This window comes from Kitasatospora sp. NPDC059088 (assembly GCF_042738155.1).
Classification (GTDB): Bacteria; Actinomycetota; Actinomycetes; order Streptomycetales; family Streptomycetaceae; genus Kitasatospora.
Genome location: NZ_JBHYGR010000053.1, coordinates 38,911 through 58,383, shown reverse-complemented (window position 1 = coordinate 58,383; position 19,473 = coordinate 38,911). Strand labels below are relative to the sequence as shown.

The following is a 19,473-nucleotide window of genomic DNA, read 5'->3' as shown; positions in this document are numbered from 1 at the left end:
TCGGGAGCCGCCCGCCGGCCACCCGATGGTTACCCTGTAAGTCGCAAGCCCCGGCAGCCCCGGGCGCCGCGCCCCGGGGCCGGGCGGCCGGGACCGTCCTCCGGCCGGGCCGCACGGGTTCTCAGGGCCGCCAGTAGCCGAGGGCGTGGGTGCGCGGCTTGGGGACGTCGAGGTCGCGGCGGACGAAGCGGGCCAGGTCGCGGGTGGTGGCGGTGTCGCAGGCGATCCACACGTAGGCCTCGGCCGGGTCGCCGAGGAGGTCGGGCAGGGCGGTGCGGACCTGGGCCGCGAGGCGGGCCCCGGCGTTCTCGCGGGGGACGAACCGGAGGTCGTGGTGGTCGCGGCCGGTCCGGGCGAGCGGTAGGTGCTCGTCGCTGCCGTGCTGGGTCTCCAGCCAGACGGTGGCCGGCACCTCGGGCAGTGCGCGCAGCAGGGATCCGATCGCGGGGGCGGAGGCCCGGTCGCCGACGAGGAACATCCGGGCGGGCGTCGGGTCAGGGGCGGCGAACGCGGACCCCTGGACGGTGGCCTGGATGGTGTCGCCGACGCCCGCCGTGCTCGCCCAGCGGCTGGCCGGGCCGTCGTGGAGTGCGAAGTCGATCCCGAAGGCGCCCCCGGCGGGGTCCGGGTCGACCAGGGTGTACGCCCGCTGGTGCGGGCGCCCCGCGTCCGGGAACCAGAGCCGCACCCACATGGTGGGGTGCACGCCGGTGGCCCCGAGCATGCCGCCGTCGGCGAAGTTCAGCCGCCGGCAGTGCGCGGTGACGTCCTCCGCCCCGGTGACGGTGAACTCGAAGTCCCGCCCCCGCAGCATCCTGAGGGCCATGCCCTCCCAACCCCGCCCCATGGCACTCCCCACTCTACGAAGACAGTGAAAACGGTGAAACGGTGAACTGGACCGGCGGATCAGGCAGTTGAGGCCACGGCGGACCGCCGCGCCAAGGCGTCCGACATCCGCACCGTCGCGTACAGCGAGGCGGCCAACGCGAGGGTGAGCGCGGCGCCGCCGGCGAGGAGGGTGCCGGAGGAGACGGCCTTCGGGCTGCCGGCCTCGGTGCGGGCCGAACCGGAGATGAACGGCATCACGGCGAGCACCGCGACGCCGAGGGCGACCTCGCCCCAGACGACCTTGGGGAAGTGACGGAGCGTCAGGTGCAGCAGTGGGCCGGTGTCGTCGGCGCCGCGGGCCCGGACGATCCGGGGCATCAGCCAGAGCTGGTTGAAGGCGCCCGCCGCGACCAGCGCGGCGACCAGGAGCACCTTGACGAGCAGGGCGACGCCGTAGCCGGTGGTCCAGAGCTGCGAGATGCCGCCGACGTGCTTCCAACTGAGCCACAGTCCGGAGACGGTGACCGCGCCGACGCAGACCATCGCGACGAGGCCGAAGCGCCGCCACACGTCCGCCCAGAGCAGCCCGGCGCCGTCGCCGAGGCGCCCGCGGGTGCCGGCGAGGGCGACGAGCAGGGCCAGGCCGCCGAGCCAGACGACGCCGGAGACGATGTGGGCCTGGTCGAACACCAGGTTCAGCCACGCGTCCAGGCCGACGGGAGCGGTGGTCGGCACGGCGCCGACCAGGGTGACGGCGAGGGCGAGGGGCAGCGCGGCGAGGGCGATCCGGTCCACGTGGCGGCGGGCCGCCGGTACGGCGAGGGCGAGCAGGGTGACAGCGGCCACGACCAGGACGGCGTTCTGCAGCAGGTACACGGTGCCCTGGGCGATCCAGGCGCCCTTGGCCGCGGGCGCCCGCAGGAAGTCCAGGATCCGGTCCGGGGCGAGCGCGTCGCCGAAGGGCATCCCCTTCCCGGCCCGGGCCACCCTGGCGGCGAGCTGGAAGTAGCCCGCGACCAGCAGGACGGCGCCGGTTCCGGCCAGGTAGCCGGCGGCCCTTCTTCGCAGCACCTCGGCGTCCTGGGTGCCCGTTTCCGGGGCCCGCAGGACCGGGCGCACGGTGGTCGCATAGGTGACGGTGGCTCCGACGGCCCCGCTCAGGCCGAGGAAGTACCCGGCCTTGGTGAGGACCCGCCAGAGCTGGGGCATGGCGTATCCGGCCGTGGTCGCGGCCAGGGAAGCGGTGTGCATTAGGTGAGGCTAACCTAATTTCACCCTGCGGTCACCACACCGTCCCCCACCACCCGCGGGAGCCGCCCGCACACCCGGCCACCCCGCTCAGCCCAGGAGCTTCGCCACCACCCGGTCGAGCGCCCGGAGGTCCTCCGGCGGCAGGGCGAGCAGCGCGTCCGGCGGGGTGGTGAGGATGCCGGTGGCGAGCGCGGCCTTGGCCTCGCCCTCCTCGGTGAGGTGGACCAGCTTGGAGCGCCGGTCGGCGGGGTTGGTGATGCGCTCGGCGAGGCCGCGCCGCACCAGGTCGTCGACGATCACCGTGGTGTACGGCGGATCGGCGGTCAGCCGTTCGGCCAGTTCCCGCAGGGTGATCGGGCCGCCGGCGAGGCGGCGCAGCGCCCGGACCCGGCCGAAGCTCATCCCGAGGGCCTCGGCGACGGCCTTGCGGCGGTTGTAGCGCTCAAGGACGAGCGCGTTCATCCCCTGCCAGACCCGGCCCGCGGTCCCGGGATCGACCCGGCCCGCGGTCCCGGGATCGACCCCGCCCGCCGTCCCGGGGTCGACCCCGTCCGCCTCCGGGTGTCCGCCGGTGTCACTGCGCCCCATCAGGCGTCCACCTTCTCCTTCGCCGTCCTGCTCTCCTCGCCGGCCTCCTCGCCGGCCTCCTCGGCGGCGAGCCGCGCCGCCGTGCGCTCGGCCGTCGCCCGGGCCCAGCGGCCGGAAGTGAGCGTACCGGCGACCAGCACGACGGCACCGCAGCCGGCGATGATCCACCACGCCGTCCGCGCCGTCCCGGTGAAGGCCGCGGGGTCGGAGTGCGCCGCGCCCGCCATCAGGGCGCCGATCACGGCCACGCCCAGCGACTGGCCGACCTGTCGGCTGGTGGAGGCGACGGCCGCCGCCACCCCGGCCTGGGCGCGGGGCATCCCGGACACGGCGGTGTTGGTGATGGGCGCGTTGACCAGGCCGAATCCGATGCCGAACAACAGGAAGGCGAGCACCAGCAGACCGGTCGACAGGTGCTCGGAGTAGCTGACCGCCTGGATCACGGCGCTCGCACTCAGGGCCGCCCCCGCCAGCAGCAGCGGCGTCCGTGGGCCTCGTGCGGCCACCATCCGGCCGGACAGCGGGCCGGTCACCAGGGCCATGACGGCCATCGGGAGCATGTACAGCCCGGCGTGCAGCGGCTCCAGCCCGCGGACGTCCTGGAGGTAGAGGGAGCTGACGAACAGGAAGCCGCCGAGACCGGCGAAGGCGGCGACCGCGATCACGGTGGCGCCCGCGAACGGCGCGGAGCGGAAGAACCGGAGGTCGATGAGCGGGTCGGTGCGCCGGGGCTCGTACCGGAGCAGGCCCAGCAGTGCGGCCAGCGCCGCCGCCGTGCAGCCGAGCACCACGGGCGAGGACCAGCCGCGCTGCGGCGACTCGATGATCGCGTACGTGAGCCCGGCGAGCAGCACGACGACGAGGGTCTGGCCGACCGGGTCCACCCGGCGGTCCCGGGCCGCCCGCGACTCCGGGACGTAGCGGCCCGTCAGGACGAAGGCGGCGAGGGCGATCGGGACGTTGATCCAGAAGATCGCCCGCCAGCCGGCCGACTCCACCAGCGCCCCGCCGAGGATCGGCCCGGCGGCCATGCTGATGCCCACGACGCCGCCCCACACGCCTATCGCGCGGGCCCGCTGGCGGGAGTCGGTGAAGGTGTTGCTGATGATCGACATGGCGACGGGGTTGAGCATCGAGCCGCCGACCGCCTGGAGCATGCGCGCCACGATCAGCCAGCCGAGCCCGGGGGCCAGGCTGCACAGCAGGGAGGCCGCGCCGAACACCACCAGCCCGATCCGGAACACCCGGCGCCGCCCGATCCGGTCGGCGGTCGATCCGGAGAGCATCAGCAGGCTCGCCAGAACCAGGGTGTAGGCGTCGACCGTCCACTGCAGCCCGGACACCGAGGTGTGCAGGTCGCTCCGGACGGCGGGCAGGGCCACGTTCAGGATGGTGACGTCGAGGCTGACCATCAGCAGGCTCATGCAGCAGATGGCCAGCACGAGCCAGGGCCGCGGACGGGCGGCGTCGGGCATGGGAACACTCCCCGGTTAATTGTGTTGGTGTAATCATTGTGCTCACACAACTAACCCGGAGGCAACTTCCCCGAGGAGCGACACCCTGGACCGGCACCCCGGACCGACACCCGAGCCCAACTCCCGGGCGGGCAAGTCGGGATACGGTCTCCTCCTGCGCCCCGACTCCCGATATAACGGGGACGAAGGGGATCGAGGAGGTTGCAGCATGCAGGCGAGGAAGCAACACGAGAAGGCCGGGCACGCCCCGCGCGACCCGAGCCCGGCCCGCCGGGCCGGCGCACGAGTGGGGCCGGGGGCCGGGGCCGTGTCCCCGCAGGCCGCCGTGGACCTCCAGCGCACCGTCGGCAACGCGGCGACGGGCCGTGCGCTCCAGCGGGTCCCGGGCGGCCACCGCCCGGTGGTGCAGCGGATGCTGGACGAGAACAACGTCGAAACCGCGTGCGCGGCGGGCTCGTTCGACGGGCAGACCGTCACCCTCGGCAAGCGGTCGGCCGACCTGCGGAAGATCGTGTGGCAGGACCACCTGGACGCCATCTCGGCGATCTGCAAGAAGCACCACTACACCATCGCGATCCGGGAGACCGGCGAGTACTCGATCCGACGGATCGCGGAGGGCGCCAAGGCCAAGCCGCACACCATCCTGGAGAAGTCGATCAAGCCCGCCTCCGTCGACAAGAAGTACGGCACCGGCCCGGGGCAGGTCGCGGGCGACCCGGCGACGATCCTGGCCTGGCTGGACGCCAACGACCTGAGCGGCTTCGTCGGCCACTGGAACGACCAGGGCCTGGCCGGCGTCCGGATCGACAACCCGCCCCCGACGCTCGCCGCCGGGATCGTGCACACCGGCGCCAACGGCGAGCCGTACGTCCCGCTCGACATGCAACAGGCGGGCGGCGGACCGGCGTTGACGGCCCTCAAGGCCGATCCGAACTGGAAGCGGTACCTCTACACCGGGGACTACGACCTGCACGAGGTGTACTCCGCCCAGGGCGGCACGGGCGGCGGCCAGATCCCGGAGGCGACCATGGAGAAGGCCAAGCTGCTGAACCGGCTCAACGCGGGGATCGCCAGGAACACCCAGCAGGAGCCGGTGGCCCGGCACGGCACGGTGGCCCTGGAGCACGGCCGGCTGCACAGCCAACCCGGCTCCGACTACGCCATGTTCCAGCACGGCGACCAGGCCACCTACCGGATGAACCAGTACCTGGAGTCGACGGTGGCCCGGTTCGCCCAGCAGCTGGTGCGGGCCGTGGCCACCGAGGCCGACGAACCGCTCGCCTGGTGCCGGATGGGCACCTGGTACGTCACCAGGAACCGCGCGGAGCACAAGGTGCTGCGCAAGCGCTGGGGCTTGAAGGTCCCCCACACCTGGGAGGACGAGAACGTCGAGCGCACCGCCGAGGGCGGCTACCGCACGGCCCACTACACGGCCTGACCCCGCCCGCGCCGTGCCTCACCACCCCCACCGAGGACCCGCCGACGACCCGCCGGAGGCCCACCGGCACCCCCGCCCGCCGTCAGGCCTTCGGCCAGTTGCGCAGCAGGGCGTCGAGGGCGTCCAGGATGCGCGCCCAGGTGTCCTCGGCGGTGCGCGGGGTGTGCTGGAAACCGCCCGCCCGCTCCAGCGCGACGTAGCCGTGGAAGGTGCTGCCGAGCAGGCGGACGGCGTCGGTCTCGTCGGGCTCCGCGAGGTCGTAGCCGCGCAGGATCGCGCGGGTCATCTGGGAGTGCCGGACGGCGGCGCTGCCGAGCGCCGTCTCGTGGTCGAGTTCGAGCGGGGCGGCGGCCCAGCGGCCGGGGTGCTCCCGGGCGTAGTCGCGGTAGGCGTTGGCGAAGGCCGCCAGGGCGTCCTTGCCGGCCCGCCCGGCCAGGGCCGCGGCGGCCCGGTCGGCGAGTTCCTCCAGGGCGAGCAGGGCGATCCTGGTCTTGAGGTCCTGGGAGTTCTTGACGTGCGAGTACAGGCTCGCGTCCTTGACGCCGAAGTGTCGTGCGAGCGCGGAGACCGTGACCTTGTCGAAGCCGACCTCGTCGGCCAGTTCCGCTCCCGCCCGGGTGAGTCGTTCCGCGTTCAGCCCTACGCGTGCCATCTGCTTCCTTCCATTTCCTTCCATCGCCTGAGCCGATTATACATTTGCCTAATACTCCTAGGTAATTTACGTTGACTCCTATGAAGCCGATGACCGAACCCCAGATCCGCTCCGCCTTCCTGAACTGCAGCAAGGGCGAGGCCAAGCGCCTGCACGTACCCCGCAACCTGTCCGAACTCGACTGGGAGGACCTGGACTTCCTCGGCTGGCGCGACCCGCAGGCACCCGACCGCGCCTACCTCGCGGCCGAACTGGACGGCCGGACGGTGGCGATCGCGCTGCGCTCCTCCGGTGCCGCCTCCTGGCAGGCCCGGCGCAGCATCTGCTCGCTCTGCGTCACCACCCACTCCGGCGGCGTCTCGCTGCTGGTCGCCCCGCTCGCCGGGAAGGCCGGCAAGCAGGGCAACTCGGTCGGCGCGTACATGTGCACCGACCTCGCCTGCTCGCTCTACGTGCGCGGCAAGCGGGACGTCGGGGTCAAGCTCCACGAGTCGCTCACCACGGAGGAGAAGATCCGGCGCACCGTGGCCAACCTGGCCGCCTTCGTCGCCAAGGTCACCGCGTGACCGGGGGCTCGGCCCCGCCCCGCGCGGATTCGCGGCCGGGCTCCCGGCCGGGCGCCGCCGCGAACCCGCCCCCTGCCCGCAGGGCGCCCGGGGAAGCCTCCTACGATCACATCGGATCCCCCGGCGGACGCCCGGCCCTCCCGGCCGCGCGCCCACCGCCCCACGCCCTGCACCACAGGACGACTCCACCGACGGCGATGGGGTCGTGCACCGAGGAGGAACGTCCATGCAAGCCCGGAAGATCGGCGCGGCCGCCGCGACAGCGGTGGCGCTTCTGGCTGCCCGCGACCTCATCCAGAAGAAGCACGCGCTGCTCCGGAACTTCCCGGTGCTCGGGCACGCCCGCTACCTGCTGGAGACGATCGGCCCCGAGCTGCGGCAGTACATCGTGACCTCCAACGAGGAGGAGCGTCCGTTCAGCCGCGACCAGCGCACCTGGATCTACGCCTCCGCGAAGGAGCAGAACAACTACTTCGGCTTCGGCACCGAGGTCGACGTCGAGCACGTCCAGGGCCACGCCTACGTCAAGCAGCGCACCTTCGCGGGCGCCCTGCCCGACCTCCACGACCCGCAGTCCCCGCTGCCCTCGGCCAAGGTGCTCGGCGGGCCGCGGGGCCGCGCCAAGGCCTTCCGCCCGGCGAGCGTGGTGAACATCTCGGCGATGAGCTTCGGCTCGCTCTCCGGCGCCGCCATCACCGCCCTCAACAAGGGCGCGGCGGAGGCCGGCACCATGCACAACACCGGTGAGGGCGGGCTCTCCCCGTACCACCGCCAGGGCGGCGACCTCGTCCTCCAGCTCGGCACCGCCTACTTCGGCTGCCGCAACGAGGACGGCACCTTCAACCTGGACAAGCTCAAGGACGTCGTCGCCGGCGCCCCGGTCAAGGCGATAGAGATCAAGCTCTCCCAGGGCGCCAAGCCCGGGCTGGGCGGCATGCTGCCGGGCGCCAAGGTCACCCCGGAGATCGCCGCGATCCGCGGCATCCCGGTCGGCCAGGACTGCGCCTCGCCGTCCCGGCACAGCGCGTTCGGCGACGTCGACTCGATGCTGGACTTCGTCGAGCTGATCGCCGCCGAGACCGGCCTGCCGGTCGGCATCAAGAGCGCGGTCGGCGACCTGGGCTTCTGGCAGGAGCTCGCCGCGCTGATGGAGCGCGGCGACCGCGGGGTCGACTTCGTGACCGTCGACGGCGGCGAGGGCGGCACCGGCGCCGCGCCCCGGATGTTCGCCGACTCCGTCTCCCTCCCGTTCCGGATGGGCTTCTCCCGGGTCTACGGCACCTTCGCCGAACTGGGGCTGACCGACGACCTCACCTTCATCGGCTCCGGCAAGCTCGGCCTGCCCGAGAACGCCGCGGTGGCCTTCGCCCTCGGCACCGACATGATCAACGTGGCCCGCGAGGCCATGCTGTCGATCGGCTGCATCCAGGCCCAGAAGTGCCACACCGACAAGTGCCCCACCGGCATCGCCACCCAGAACCCCTGGCTGGCCCGCGGCCTGGACCCGGCCTCCAAGTCCACCCGCGCCGCCGTCTACCTGCGCACCCTGCGCAAGGAACTGCTCAAGGTCTCCTCCGCCGTCGGCGTCGCCCACCCGGGCCTCATCACCGCGAACGACATCGAGATCATGAACGGCGACTACGAGGCCCGCACCCTCGGCGGCGTGTACGGCTACAAGGACGGCTGGGGCGAGCTCGGCCCCGAGCTGGCCGCGGGGATCACCGCCCTGGTCACCGCGAAGCCGGCCGGCTGACCGGCCCCGACGCCGACCCGACCTACCCTGACCTGACCTGACCTGCGACACCCGTACGGCGGCCTCCCACCCCCACCAGGGGCGGGAGGCCGCCGTCGTGCCCGGGGCCCGGAACCCTCCGAGGCCCGGAACCGTCCGGGGCCCGGATCAGGCGGGTGCGGCGGCCCGCAGCCGCTCGGCGGCACCCTCCGGGCTGACGTCGGTGACGAAGGCGTCCAGCCCGGACTCCACCCCGGCCAGGTACTTGAGCTTGCCGGGCGCCCGCCGGACGGTGAACAGCTCCAGGTGGAGCGCGAGTTCGGCACCGCCCTCGCCCGGGGCCTGGTGCCAGGCCGCGATGTACGGGGTGCGGTTGCGCGCCCCGCCCGGCCCGGCGGGGAACAGCGCGTCGAAGCGGCGCAGCAGGTCGAGGTAGAGGCCGGGGAACTCGGCGCGTTCGGCCTCGTTCAGTGCGGTCAGGTCGGGGACCCTGCGGTGGGGGTAGAGGTGGACCTCGTACGGCCAGCGGGCGGCGAACGGGACGAAGGCCGTCCAGTGCTCGCCCCGGAGCACCACCCGCTCGGGGGAGCTGCGTTCGACGGCCAGCAGGTCCTCGAAGAGGTTGCGGCCGGTGCGGGCCCGGTGCGCCTCGGCCCGGGCGGTCATCCGGGCGGTGCGGGAGGGGACGAACGGGAAGGCGTAGATCTGCCCGTGCGGGTGGGCGAGGGTGACCCCGATCTCCTCGCCGCGGTTCTCGAAGCAGTACACCTGCCGTACGCCGGACAGGGCGGAGAGCTCCGCCGTCCGGTCGGTCCAGGCGTCCAGGACGAGGCGGGCCCGGGGTTCGTCGAGGTCGGCGAAGGAGGCGTCGTGGTCGGAGGTGAAGCAGACCACCTCGCAGCGGCCGACGCCCGGCCGGAGGGTGTGCAGGGGTTCGTCCCGGGCCGCGACGTGGTCGGCGGAGCCGGTGGCGAGCGAGGGGAAGCGGTTCTCGAACACCGCGACCTCGTAGTCCGGCGCCGGGATCTCGCTGAGCCGTCCGTCGCGCGAGGGGCAGAGCGGGCACTCCCCGGCCGGCGGGAGGTAGGTGCGCTGCTGGCGGTGCGCGGCCACCGTCACCCACTCGCCGAGCACCGGGTCGAGCCGGGTCTCGGACAGGCTCGCGGCCGGTTCGAGCGGCCGCTCGTCCGGGACCTCGCGGAGCGCGCCCGGCCCCTGGTCGAAGTAGACCAGTTCGCGGCCGTCGGCCAGCTTGGTGGCGGTTCTGTGCACCGCTGTACTCCTTACGCGTGGGGCCGTCGGGCCCGGCACTTTCGAGCTTCAACAGATTCAAACAGAGACGATCGCTTGTCAACAAGCATCGGTGCTGGTGGCGGCAGCTTCCGGCCGCCGACCCGACCCGAATGAACACGGACATCGCAGATATTGACCGTGGGGGCGGTCATGTTTGATTATGTCGGAATTCACTCCCGCATGCCGGTGCAGACCGACCGCGGGGCCCACCGCGCACGCCAGGCATGGAGCTGCAGATGATCGACGAGGCCACCGAGTTCGAGGCCGTCCACGGCGTCCGCCCGGACGGCGTCTGGGCCGCACCCGGCCGGGTGAACCTGATCGGTGAGCACACCGACTACAACCACGGCTTCGTCCTGCCCATCGCCCTCCCCCACACCACCCGGGTGACCGCCCGCCGCCGCGAGGACGGCCGGCTGCGGCTGTTCAGCGCCCAGGGCGGCGGCACGATCACCGAACTCGCCCTGGACGGTCTGGAACCCGGCGTGGTCACCAGCTGGGCCGGCTACCCGGCCGGCGTGTTCTGGGCGCTCGCCGAGGCCGGGCACGCCGTCGGCGGGGCCGACCTGTACGTCGACAGCGACGTGCCGAGCGGCGCCGGCCTCTCCTCCTCCGCCGCCCTGGAGTGCGCGACCGCCGCCGCCCTGAACGACCTGTACGGCCTCGGCCTGAGCGCCCCGGAGCTCGCGGTCCTCGCCCAGCGGGCCGAGAACGCCTTCGTCGGCGTGCCCTGCGGTGTGATGGACCAGATGGCCTCCTCCTGCTGCACGGACGGCACCGCGCTGTTCCTGGACGCCCGGACGCTGGAGCAGCGGCACGTCCCGTTCGACCTCGCGGCGGCCGGCCTGCGGCTGCTGGTGATCGACACCCGGGTCAAGCACGACCTCGGCGACGGCGCCTACGCGGCCCTGCGGGCCGGCTGCGAGCGCGCCGCCGAGCTGCTCGGCTTGCCCGCGCTTCGCGACCTCGAAGCCGCCGACCTCGGCCCGGCCCTGGACCGGCTGCCCGGTGAACTCCGGCCGCTGGTACGGCACGTGGTGACGGAGAACGGGCGCGTGCTGGAGGCCGTCGACCACCTGGTCCGCGGCGACCTCGCGGCGCTCGGGCCGGTCCTGACGGCCGGGCACGCCTCGCTGCGCGACGACTTCCGGGTCTCCTGCGCCGAGACGGACCTCGCGGTCGAGGCCGCCGTCGCCGCCGGGGCGCTGGGCACCCGGATGACCGGTGGCGGCTTCGGCGGGTCCGTCATCGCCCTGGTCGGCGCCGAGCAGGTGGCCGAGGTCTCGACCGCCGTGACGGCGGCCTTCCACGCCGCGGGCTTCGCCGCCCCGGTCGCCTTCACCGCCGTTCCCTCGGCGGGCGCCCGCAAGGTGGGCTGAGCACCCGGCCCACCCGGGGCCGCCAGAAGGGCCCGGGTGGGCCGGAAGGACCCGGGATCAGCCGGGCTCAGCCCGTGGTCGGGACGACGAGGAGCTCGCCGACCGCCTCGGCGAGCACCCCGCGGGCCGCCGCGGGCAGGGCGTCGTCGGTGATGAAGCAGTCGACCTCCGCCAGGGTCGCGAAGCTGCTCAGACCGACGACGCCCCACTTGGTGTGGTCGGCCACCACGACGGTGCGCCGGGCGGAGGCGATCAGGGCCCGGTTGGTCTGCGCCTCGGCCAGGTTGGGCGTGGTGAGGCCGGCCTGCTCGCTCGCCCCGTGCACGCCCAGGATCAGCAGGTCCACGTGCAGCGACCGGACGGTCTGGTCGGCCAGCGCCCCCACCAGGGCGGCCGACCGGGTCGGCGACCCGCCGGTCAGCAGCAGGGTCGGGACGTTCTCCCGGCCCTCGCTCCCCGCCGCCCACAGCAGGTCGGCGATCCGCAGCGAGTTGGTCACCACCGTCAGGTCCGGCACGTCCAGCAGCCGGGAGGCGACCGCGTAGGTCGTGGTGCCGGCCGACAGGGCCACCACGCTGCCCGGCTCCACCAACCGCACCGCGGCGTCCGCCAGCGCGGCCTTGGTGCCCTCCTCCAGACCGGACTTGGCGTCGAAGCCGGGCTCGAAGGCGCTGGCCGTCCCGGTCGCCACCGCGCCGCCGTGGACCTTCTCCACGGTGCCCTGGCGCACCAGCGCGTCGAGGTCCCGGCGGATGGTCATGTCGGACACGCCGAACTGCTCGACCAGCTCGGCGACCCGGATCGCGCCGGTCCGGCGGATCGCCTCCAGGATCAGGGCCTGGCGCTGGGCGGCGAGCAACGTCTGGTCAGCCACGGAGGACCTTTCGATCGAACGAGCGCGTACGGCCGGGGCGTCCCCGTCGGCGACCGGCGACGCGGCCGGAGCCTGCGTGATCCATTATCCCCGGCCCCGACGGCCCCCGGGCCCGGCAGCGGGCAGCGCGGGGGCGGCGGCGAGGCGGCGGCGCGGGAGCGCACCCGGGTGGGGGCCGGGTGCGCTCCCGCCCCCGTCCCGTGGGACGGACCGGAGGGACGATCCGTCCGGTCCGTCCCGTCCGTCCCACGGGAGTACGAGGGGGAGGGGCGTGGGACGTACGTCAGGCCGGCAGCCCGACCGCACGCTCCCGGTTGCGACGCTGCTGGATCACCACCGCGGCCACCAGCAGCGCCCCCTGGGCGACGTTCTGCCAGAAGGCGTTGATGCCCTGGACGGTGAGCCCGTTCTGCAGCGCGCCGAGCAGCGCCACCGCCAGCAGGGTGCCGCCGATGCTGCCCTTGCCGCCCTTGAGGGCGCAGCCGCCGAGCGCGGCCGCGGTGATCGACTGGAGTTCCAGCCCCTCACTGCCGGAGACGGGCTGGCCGCTGCCGGTGCGGGCGGTGAGCAGCACGCCGGCCAGGGCGGCGACCGTACCGGAGAGGGCGTAGGCGGCGATCAGGTACTTGTTGAGGTTGATGCCGGCCAGCCGGGCGGCGGTGTCGTTGCCGCCGATCGCGTAGATGTTGCGGCCGATGTCGGTGTACGTCAGCAGGGCGTGCACGGCGACGGCGGTGAGGATCAGCAGCCAGACCATGGTGGGCAGTCCGGCGATCCGGCCCCGGCTGAGGAAGACGAAGACCGGGTCGTTGAGCACGTAGCCCTGGGCGCGGCCGTCCGAGACGAGCTGGGCGACGCCCTTGTAGGCGGCCAGCCCGGCGAGGGTGGCGATCGTCGGGTTGACCCGGCCGTAGACGATGACGACGCCGTTGAACAGGCCGATGCCCGCGCCGATGGCCAGCGAGGCGCTGATGCCGAGGAAGGGGTTGGCGCCGGTGGAGGTGAACACCATGGCGCTGGTGACGGAGGCCAGACCGGCCTGGGAGCCGACCGAGATGTCGAGGCCGCCGCAGATGATCACGACGGTCTGGACGACGGCCAGCAGTCCGGAGATGGTGGCGGCCTCGGCGATGACCTGGATGTTGTCCCAGCCGACGAAGTTGGGGTTGAGCCCGCCGAACAGGGCGACGACGGCGACCAGGGCGCCGATCAGGCTGAGGTTCTGCCCGCCGATCGCGGCGAGCAGGGCGCGCGGGCCGCCGGACCGCACGGGCAGGGCTCCGGTGTCCGGCACCGGGGCGGTCGGGGGCGTGGCGGTGGTCATCGGGTCTCTCCGGTCTGGGCGGGGGTGGTGGCGGCGCGGTCGTCGGCCGCGGCACGGTGGTCGGCGGCGGCACGGTCGTCGGCGGCACCGAAGTCATCGGCACCGAAGTCATCGGCACCGAGGTCGTCGGCCATGGCGAGGGCGAGGACGGCCTCCTCGGTCGCCTCCTCGCGGCTGAGCTCGCCGGTGGTGCGGCCGTTCTGCATCACCACGATCCGGTCGGCGAGGCCGAGCACTTCGGGCAGTTCGGAGGAGATGACCAGCACGGCGGTGCCCTCGCGGGCCAGGTCGGCGATGATCTGGTAGATCTCCGCCTTGGCCCCGATGTCGACGCCGCGGGTGGGCTCGTCCAGGATCAGCAGCTCGGGCCGGCGGGCGAGCCAGCGGGCCAGCACGACCTTCTGCTGGTTGCCGCCGGACAGGGTGCGCACCTCCGCCTCGACGGAGGGGGCGCGGACCCGCAGCAGGTCGGCGTACTCCTGGGCGAGGGCCTTCTCCTGGCGGTGCTTGACGAACCGCCACCGGCTGAGCCGGCGCAGGCTGACCAGCGAGGTGTTGTCGCGGATCGTGCGCTGCAGGAACAGGGCCTGGGCCTTGCGCTCCTCGGGCGCCAGTCCGATCCCGGCGGCGATGGCGTCGCGCGGGCTGCGCAGCCGCAGCACCTCGCCGTTGAGGGTCACCGTGCCGGAGCGGATCGGGGCGTCCCCGGCCAGCGCGAGGGCGAGTTCGGAGCGTCCGGCACCGATCAGCCCGGCCAGGGCGACCACCTCGCCGGCCCGGACGCGGAGGCTGACGTCGCGGACGTCGTCGGTGGTGACCCCGTCGACGTCCAGCACGACGCGCTCGGTGGCGACCTGCTGGCGGACGAACAGCGAGGACAGGTCGCGGCCGACCATCAGCCGGACGAGTTCGCCCTCGTCGGTGGCGGCGGCCTGGACCACCCCGGCGACCCGGCCGTCGCGCAGCACGGCGATCCGGTCGGCGAGCCGGAAGATCTCCTTCATCCGGTGGGAGACGTAGACGACCGCGATGCCCTGGTCGCGCAGCCGTCCGATCAGCGCGAACAGCGCCTCGACCTCGTGCTCGGAGAGCGAGGAGGTGGGCTCGTCGAAGGCGATCGCGCGCGGTGCGACCGCACCGGTCAGGGCCCGCATGATCTCGACCAACTGGCGCTGTGCAGCGGTGAGTTCAGAGCCGAGCAGGTCCGGGTCGAGGACCTTGTCGAAGCCCAGGCGGGCCAGGTCGGCGGTGATCCGGCGGCGCAGCTCGGCGCGGTCCAGCCGGCGCAGGGCGGTGCGCGGCAGCGAGCCGGCGTAGACGTTCTCGGCGACCGGGACGTGCGGGATGATCTCGGGTTCCTGCGGGATGATCCGGATCCCGGCCCGACGGGCGTCCTGCGGGGAGTGCAGGTCCAGGGGCTCGCCGTCCAGCAGGACGCGGCCCTCGGTGGGGCGGTGGTCGCCGGTGAGGATGCGCAGCAGGGTGGACTTTCCGGCACCGTTCTCGCCCATCAGCGCGGTGACCTGGCCGGGCGGGAAGGAGAGCGTGACGTCCGTCAGCGCCTGGACGGCGCCGAAGCGCTTGGACACCCCTTCGGCGCTCAGGCCGGCGGAGCCGTCCGGCGGTGGGAGGGGCGAGGGTTCGGGTGGGGTCATCGGGGCCTCGTTGGCAGTGCGGTACGGGCGGGGGTGCGGACGGGCCGCGGAAGCGGCGGCGACGCTGCGGCAGTGACGGTGCGGCGGCGGGGGGGGGGGGGGGGGGGCCCCGCGCGCCCCCCCCCCACGGCCGGCCCGAGGTGGCGTCGGCCCGAGGTGGCGTCGGGCCGAGGTGGCGTCGGGCCGAGGTGGCGCCGGGCGCGGCGTCAGCTGCAGGACACGCCCGCGGACTGCCAGGTGGCGGCGTCGACCATCTTGGTCGGGGCGAAGGCCTCCTTGGGGAAGTCCTTGCCGTTCTTGAGCTTGTCGAACATGGTCTGCACCGACAGGGCACCGACGTCCTTGCCGTTGATGAACAGGGCGGCCTTCATGCCGGAGGGCTTGCCGGCGGCCCAGTCCTTGCAGGCCAGGTAGGCGCCCAGGCCGACGCCGTCGATGTCGTCCGGGCTGATCCCGGCGTTCTGCAGGGCGGTGACGGCACCCTGGACGTTCTCGTCGTTGCAGCCCCAGGTCACCCAGTGCTTGACGCCCGGGTTGGCGGTGATGGTGGCGGCCACCTTGTCCTGGGCGCCGGTCGGGGTGTTGTCGGTGGCGACGTCGATGGCCTGCACGCCCGGCACGGCCTGGTCGAAGGCGTCCTTCGCGGCCTTGACCCGGTCGCCGCAGACGGTGACGTCCTGCTTCCAGGCGGAGATGATCCGGGTGTCGGCGGCGTTCCAGCCGGCCTTCTTGAACTCCTCGGCCGCGCGCTGGCCGACCTGCTGACCCATCTGCTGGCCGGAGAAGCCGATCCGGGGCACCAGGTCGCCGGCGGCGCACTGGGCCGGGGAGGGGCCGCTCGCACAGACCTGGTCGTCGGAGGTGAGCAGCGCGGCCTTGGCGTCCCGGGCCGTCTGGACGACCTGCGGGCCGACCGCCGGGTCCGGCACCACGATGATCAGGCCGTTGCTCTTCTGGGCGATCGCGGCCTGCACCTCGCCGACCGTCTTGTTGGCGTCGCTGCCGAGGTTCACCACCTTCAGGTCGGCACCCAGTTCGGCGGCCTTGGCCTTCGCCCCGGCCGCCTCGTCCACGAAGTACTGCTGGTCACCCTGCTTCTGCAGGTAGGTGATCGAGACCTTGCCGGACACCGGGGCCACCGGCGCGTCGGCCCCGGAGGACGAGGTCTGTCCGGTGGAACAGGCCGTCAGTCCGAACGAGGTGACCAGGCTCAGCGCGGCGAGCGAGGCCAGGCGGCCACGGAGGGTGAGGTGCATGGTGAGGGCTCCTGAGGATGTGGGACCGATCGACCATAAGCAACAGAGTCGATCAGAAAACATCGCAATCAAACGCGATGAGGCAACAGGAAACGCCCAGTTCACACTGGAGTCAAGCGTGGGTTTACCTCCGGGGCACGATCGACACCGTCTCGTTATGCCACCCGCTCCACCCGGCGCGACCAGGCCGGTCCGACGGGCGGTTCCGCGCGCGCGAAAGTGCCCGCGCGGCGGCCGGGGCCGCGCGGGAAGGTGCACATGCTCGGTCGAAGCCCGCTGATCACACTGGTCAGAGGCGCTCGGATGGGTGTGCGAGACCACCTACTAGCCGGTAGGTAGGTGCTCGGAACAGCTTCCGCCAAAGGCGGGTTCACGTCAAGAGGGCGGCCTCGCCGCCCGCCGGCAGTGCGGCCCCACCCCGGGCCGCCGCACCTGCGGTCGATCGTGTGCGGCGTTGTCGTGACAGGTGGTCAACGCCGTTGAATCTGCGGCCTTCTTGTTGATTAGTGTTGGAACTCGGGTCTACGCTCCGCACCTGCCCGGCGTTCCTGCATGCTCCCGCCGACGCCGGCGCTCCCCTGCACCCTCCCGCCACCGGAGACGCCCATGGCCCGTGGACACCTGCCCCCGAAACTGCGCACCGCCCTCGGCGCCGCAGCCCTGCTGCTGGCCTCCCTCGGCAGCCTCGCCACACCGCCCGCCGCCGAGGCAGCGCCCGTGGCCGCACCCGCACCCGCCGCAGCCGCCGCCACGCCCGGCACCGCCGTCCGCACCGCCGTCACCGTCGACGGGACCCAGCCCGGCCTCGCCTTCGACGGGGTCGGCGCGATCTCCGGCGGCGGCGGCAACTCCCGCCTCCTGGTGGACTATCCGGAGCCACAGCGCAGCCAACTGCTGGACTACCTGTTCAAGCCCGGCTACGGCGCCTCGCTCCAGGTGCTGAAACTGGAGATCGGCGGCGACACCAACTCCACCGACGGCGCCGAGCCCAGCATCGAACACACCAAGGGCGCCGTCGACTGCCACCAGGGCTACGAGTGGTGGCTCGCCGAACAGGCGAAGGCCCGCAACCCGAACATCACCTTCTACGGCCTGTCCTGGGGCGCCCCCGGCTGGATCGGGAACACCGGCAGCGGCGGCACCTTCTGGTCCCAGGACACCGTCGACTACCTGATGTCCTGGATGGGCTGCGCCGCACAGCACCACCTGAACGTCTCCTACCTCGGCGGCTGGAACGAGCGGAGCTTCGACGCCGCCTGGTACGAGAAGCTCAAGTCCGCCCTGGTCTCCCACGGTTACGGCTCGACCAAGGTGGTCGCCGCCGACGACACCTGGGCGGTCGCGGACGCCATGGCCACCGACCCGGCGTTCCGCGACGCCGTCGACGTCGTGGGCGTGCACTACCCGTGCGGCTACCTGGGCGACTTCACCAGCTGCCCGAGCACCCCCACCGCACAGGGGCTCGGCAAGCCGCTGTGGGCCAGCGAGAACGGCTCCGAGGACGCCGACGGCGGCGCCGCCGCGGTCGCGCGCGGGATCAACCGCGACTACCTCGACGGCAGGATGACCTCCTTCGTCAACTGGCCGGTCATCGCCGCGCTCTACCCCAACCTGTACTTCTCCAGCGACGGCATGTCGATCGCGAACCAGCCGTGGTCCGGCCACTACACGATCGGCAGGACCACCTGGGTGACGGCGCACACCACCCAGTTCGCCCGCCCCGGCTGGCACTACATCGACTCCGCCAGCGGCTACCTCGGCGGCGCGCGCACCAACGGCAGCTACGTCACGCTCAAGTCCACGAACAACCGCGACTACAGCACCGTCATCGAGACCATGGACGCCGCCGCGGCCCAGACCGCGAGCTTCACCGTCGCCGGCGGCCTGTCCACCGGCACCGTCCACGTCTGGTCCACCGACCTGGGCTCCGACAAGCCCGCGGACTGGTTCGTCCACGCCCAGGACGTCACCCCGCAGGGCGGCTCCTACACCCTCACCCTCCAGCCCGGCCGCGTCTACACCGTGACCACCACCACCGGCCAGGGCCGGGGCACCGCCGCCGCGCCGGCCGCCGCCCCGCTGGGCCTGCCCTACGCGGACGACTTCGAGAAGGCGGCCACCACCACCTCGCCGAAGTACTTCACCGACATGAACGGCGCCTTCCAGACCGTCCCCTGCGGCGGCGGCCGCGCCGGGACCTGCCTGCGCCAGATGGCCCCGACCTCGCCGATCCGCTGGACCGACGAGTCGTACAACGCGCCGTACACGATCATGGGCGACGGCAGCTGGTCCAACTACACCGTCACCGCCGACACCCTGTTCGAGCAGTCGGGCAGCGTCGAACTCCTCGGCCGGGTCAACCAGCAGGGCCGCAACAACAACGGCCTCAACGCCTACCACCTGCGGTTCAGCGACACCGGCGCCTGGTCCATCGACAAGAGTGACACCAGCTGGAACTTCACCACCCTCGCCCACGGCACCACCACCGCACCGGGCACCGGCAGTTGGCACACCGTCTCGCTCTCGATGGAGGGCAGCACACTCACCGCCGGCATCGACGGCACCACGGTGGGCAGCGCGACCGACGCGAGCTTCACCAACGGACAGGCCGGCCTGGGCGTGACCGACTACCGGACCGAGCAGTTCGACCGCTTCGCCCTCACCCCCGGCACCCCGACCACCCACACCGGCCCGATCACCTCCGCCCTGGCCGGCAAGTGCGTCGACGCCGACGGCGACTCCGGCGCCAACGGCACCGCCGTCCAGCTCTGGGACTGCAACGCCGGCCCCTCCCAGGTGTGGACCTGGTCCAACGGCAGCCTCACCCACAACGGCAAGTGCCTCGACGTGACGGGCGCCGCCACCGTCAACGGCACCCCGGTCGAACTCTGGGACTGCAACGCCGGCCCCAACCAGCAGTGGACGCCCCAGCCGGACGGCACCCTGCGGAGCACCCAGTCCGGCCGCTGCCTCGACGACCCGGCCCTCGCCACCACCAACGGCACCCGCCTGGAGATCTGGGACTGCAACGCCGGCGCCAACCAGCGCTGGACCCTCCCCTAGCGGCTTGCCTCGAACCCCCACCTGTCGCTGATACACATCTGACGCTTCCGACGACAATGCAAGTGTATATCTCGGTTGTCGCCGTATCATTAAAAAAAA

At 72.9% G+C, this 19,473-nt stretch carries 15 protein-coding genes; 5 read left to right on the top strand and 10 right to left on the bottom strand.

All coding sequences use genetic code 11. The features are described from left to right. Positions 1–121: 121 nt before the first annotated feature. The 4 genes from ACFWXO_RS23745 to ACFWXO_RS23730 form a co-directional block, all read right to left on the bottom strand. A complete protein-coding gene (locus tag ACFWXO_RS23745; RefSeq protein ID WP_380525713.1) occupies positions 122–847 on the bottom strand; it encodes a siderophore-interacting protein in 726 nt (241 codons plus the stop codon). A gap of 59 nt (positions 848–906) precedes the next feature. After that, positions 907–2,079, bottom strand: coding sequence for a CopD family protein (locus ACFWXO_RS23740; RefSeq protein ID WP_380525711.1), 1,173 nt, complete (start codon positions 2,077–2,079; stop codon positions 907–909). Positions 2,080–2,166: 87 nt separating this feature from the next. Next, positions 2,167–2,667: a MarR family winged helix-turn-helix transcriptional regulator gene (locus ACFWXO_RS23735; protein ID WP_380525709.1), complete on the bottom strand. Its 501-nt coding sequence runs from the start codon at positions 2,665–2,667 to the stop codon at positions 2,167–2,169. Then, positions 2,667–4,142, bottom strand: a complete 1,476-nt coding sequence (locus ACFWXO_RS23730) for an MFS transporter (protein WP_380525707.1) — start codon at positions 4,140–4,142, stop codon at positions 2,667–2,669. The genes ACFWXO_RS23735 and ACFWXO_RS23730 overlap by 1 nt, the downstream gene beginning before the upstream one ends. 208 nt (positions 4,143–4,350) lie before the next feature. Between ACFWXO_RS23730 and ACFWXO_RS23725 the strand changes: the two genes are divergently transcribed. Beyond that, the gene (locus ACFWXO_RS23725; protein ID WP_380525706.1) at positions 4,351–5,580 is read left to right on the top strand and encodes a hypothetical protein; all 1,230 of its coding nucleotides are present in this window, start codon (positions 4,351–4,353) and stop codon (positions 5,578–5,580) included. A gap of 82 nt (positions 5,581–5,662) precedes the next feature. Here ACFWXO_RS23725 and ACFWXO_RS23720 read toward each other — a convergent pair whose 3' ends face one another. After that, positions 5,663–6,232 (bottom strand): TetR/AcrR family transcriptional regulator, encoded by a 570-nt coding sequence (locus ACFWXO_RS23720; protein ID WP_380525704.1) that lies wholly within the window; start codon positions 6,230–6,232, stop codon positions 5,663–5,665. An 80-nt stretch (positions 6,233–6,312) separates the two neighbouring features. Between ACFWXO_RS23720 and ACFWXO_RS23715 the strand changes: the two genes are divergently transcribed. Then, positions 6,313–6,798, top strand: coding sequence for an FBP domain-containing protein (locus ACFWXO_RS23715; protein WP_380525702.1), 486 nt, complete (start codon positions 6,313–6,315; stop codon positions 6,796–6,798). A 226-nt stretch (positions 6,799–7,024) separates the two neighbouring features. Then, positions 7,025–8,551, top strand: coding sequence for an FMN-binding glutamate synthase family protein (locus tag ACFWXO_RS23710; protein ID WP_380525700.1), 1,527 nt, complete (start codon positions 7,025–7,027; stop codon positions 8,549–8,551). Between the two features lie 147 nt (positions 8,552–8,698). Here ACFWXO_RS23710 and galT read toward each other — a convergent pair whose 3' ends face one another. Further along, positions 8,699–9,802 (bottom strand): galactose-1-phosphate uridylyltransferase, encoded by a 1,104-nt coding sequence (gene galT / locus ACFWXO_RS23705; protein WP_380525698.1) that lies wholly within the window; start codon positions 9,800–9,802, stop codon positions 8,699–8,701. Positions 9,803–10,059: 257 nt separating this feature from the next. Here galT and galK point away from each other — a divergent pair, with 257 nt between their 5' ends. After that, the gene (gene galK, locus ACFWXO_RS23700; RefSeq protein WP_380525696.1) at positions 10,060–11,202 is read left to right on the top strand and encodes a galactokinase; all 1,143 of its coding nucleotides are present in this window, start codon (positions 10,060–10,062) and stop codon (positions 11,200–11,202) included. A 67-nt stretch (positions 11,203–11,269) separates the two neighbouring features. Here the strand turns inward: galK and ACFWXO_RS23695 are convergent, their stop codons facing one another. The 4 genes from ACFWXO_RS23695 to ACFWXO_RS23680 all read right to left on the bottom strand — a co-directional run bounded on the left by ACFWXO_RS23695 (position 11,270) and on the right by ACFWXO_RS23680 (position 16,311). Continuing rightward, positions 11,270–12,076, bottom strand: coding sequence for a DeoR/GlpR family DNA-binding transcription regulator (locus ACFWXO_RS23695; RefSeq protein ID WP_380407961.1), 807 nt, complete (start codon positions 12,074–12,076; stop codon positions 11,270–11,272). A gap of 283 nt (positions 12,077–12,359) precedes the next feature. After that, positions 12,360–13,400, bottom strand: coding sequence for an ABC transporter permease (locus ACFWXO_RS23690; protein WP_380525693.1), 1,041 nt, complete (start codon positions 13,398–13,400; stop codon positions 12,360–12,362). Beyond that, positions 13,397–15,055 carry a sugar ABC transporter ATP-binding protein gene (locus ACFWXO_RS23685; RefSeq protein ID WP_380525691.1) on the bottom strand — a complete coding sequence of 553 codons (1,659 nt, stop codon included), beginning with the start codon at positions 15,053–15,055 and terminating at the stop codon, positions 13,397–13,399. Before ACFWXO_RS23685 ends, ACFWXO_RS23690 begins: the two co-directional genes overlap by 4 nt. Before the next feature lie 206 nt (positions 15,056–15,261). Continuing rightward, positions 15,262–16,311 (bottom strand): substrate-binding domain-containing protein, encoded by a 1,050-nt coding sequence (locus ACFWXO_RS23680; protein WP_380525689.1) that lies wholly within the window; start codon positions 16,309–16,311, stop codon positions 15,262–15,264. Positions 16,312–16,917: 606 nt separating this feature from the next. On the opposite strand from ACFWXO_RS23680, the gene ACFWXO_RS23675 reads away from it, so the two are divergent. Next, on the top strand, positions 16,918–19,374 hold the full coding sequence (locus ACFWXO_RS23675) for a ricin-type beta-trefoil lectin domain protein (protein WP_380525687.1): 2,457 nt from the start codon (positions 16,918–16,920) through the stop codon (positions 19,372–19,374). Positions 19,375–19,473 lie beyond the last annotated feature (99 nt).

Excerpts from the sequence above, each read along its gene's own strand:
- ACFWXO_RS23745 (WP_380525713.1), bottom strand. The coding sequence starts at position 847 with ATGGGGCGGGGTTGGGAGGGCATGGCCCTCAGGATGCTGCGGGGGCGG.
- ACFWXO_RS23740 (WP_380525711.1), bottom strand. The coding sequence starts at position 2,079 with ATGCACACCGCTTCCCTGGCCGCGACCACGGCCGGATACGCCATGCCC.
- ACFWXO_RS23735 (WP_380525709.1), bottom strand. The coding sequence starts at position 2,667 with ATGGGGCGCAGTGACACCGGCGGACACCCGGAGGCGGACGGGGTCGAC.
- ACFWXO_RS23730 (WP_380525707.1), bottom strand. The coding sequence starts at position 4,142 with ATGCCCGACGCCGCCCGTCCGCGGCCCTGGCTCGTGCTGGCCATCTGC.
- ACFWXO_RS23725 (WP_380525706.1), top strand. The coding sequence starts at position 4,351 with ATGCAGGCGAGGAAGCAACACGAGAAGGCCGGGCACGCCCCGCGCGAC.
- ACFWXO_RS23720 (WP_380525704.1), bottom strand. The coding sequence starts at position 6,232 with ATGGCACGCGTAGGGCTGAACGCGGAACGACTCACCCGGGCGGGAGCG.
- ACFWXO_RS23715 (WP_380525702.1), top strand. The coding sequence starts at position 6,313 with ATGAAGCCGATGACCGAACCCCAGATCCGCTCCGCCTTCCTGAACTGC.
- ACFWXO_RS23710 (WP_380525700.1), top strand. The coding sequence starts at position 7,025 with ATGCAAGCCCGGAAGATCGGCGCGGCCGCCGCGACAGCGGTGGCGCTT.
- galK (WP_380525696.1), top strand. The coding sequence starts at position 10,060 with ATGATCGACGAGGCCACCGAGTTCGAGGCCGTCCACGGCGTCCGCCCG.
- ACFWXO_RS23690 (WP_380525693.1), bottom strand. The coding sequence starts at position 13,400 with ATGACCACCGCCACGCCCCCGACCGCCCCGGTGCCGGACACCGGAGCC.
- ACFWXO_RS23685 (WP_380525691.1), bottom strand. The coding sequence starts at position 15,055 with ATGACCCCACCCGAACCCTCGCCCCTCCCACCGCCGGACGGCTCCGCC.
- ACFWXO_RS23680 (WP_380525689.1), bottom strand. The coding sequence starts at position 16,311 with ATGCACCTCACCCTCCGTGGCCGCCTGGCCTCGCTCGCCGCGCTGAGC.
- ACFWXO_RS23675 (WP_380525687.1), top strand. The coding sequence starts at position 16,918 with ATGGCCCGTGGACACCTGCCCCCGAAACTGCGCACCGCCCTCGGCGCC.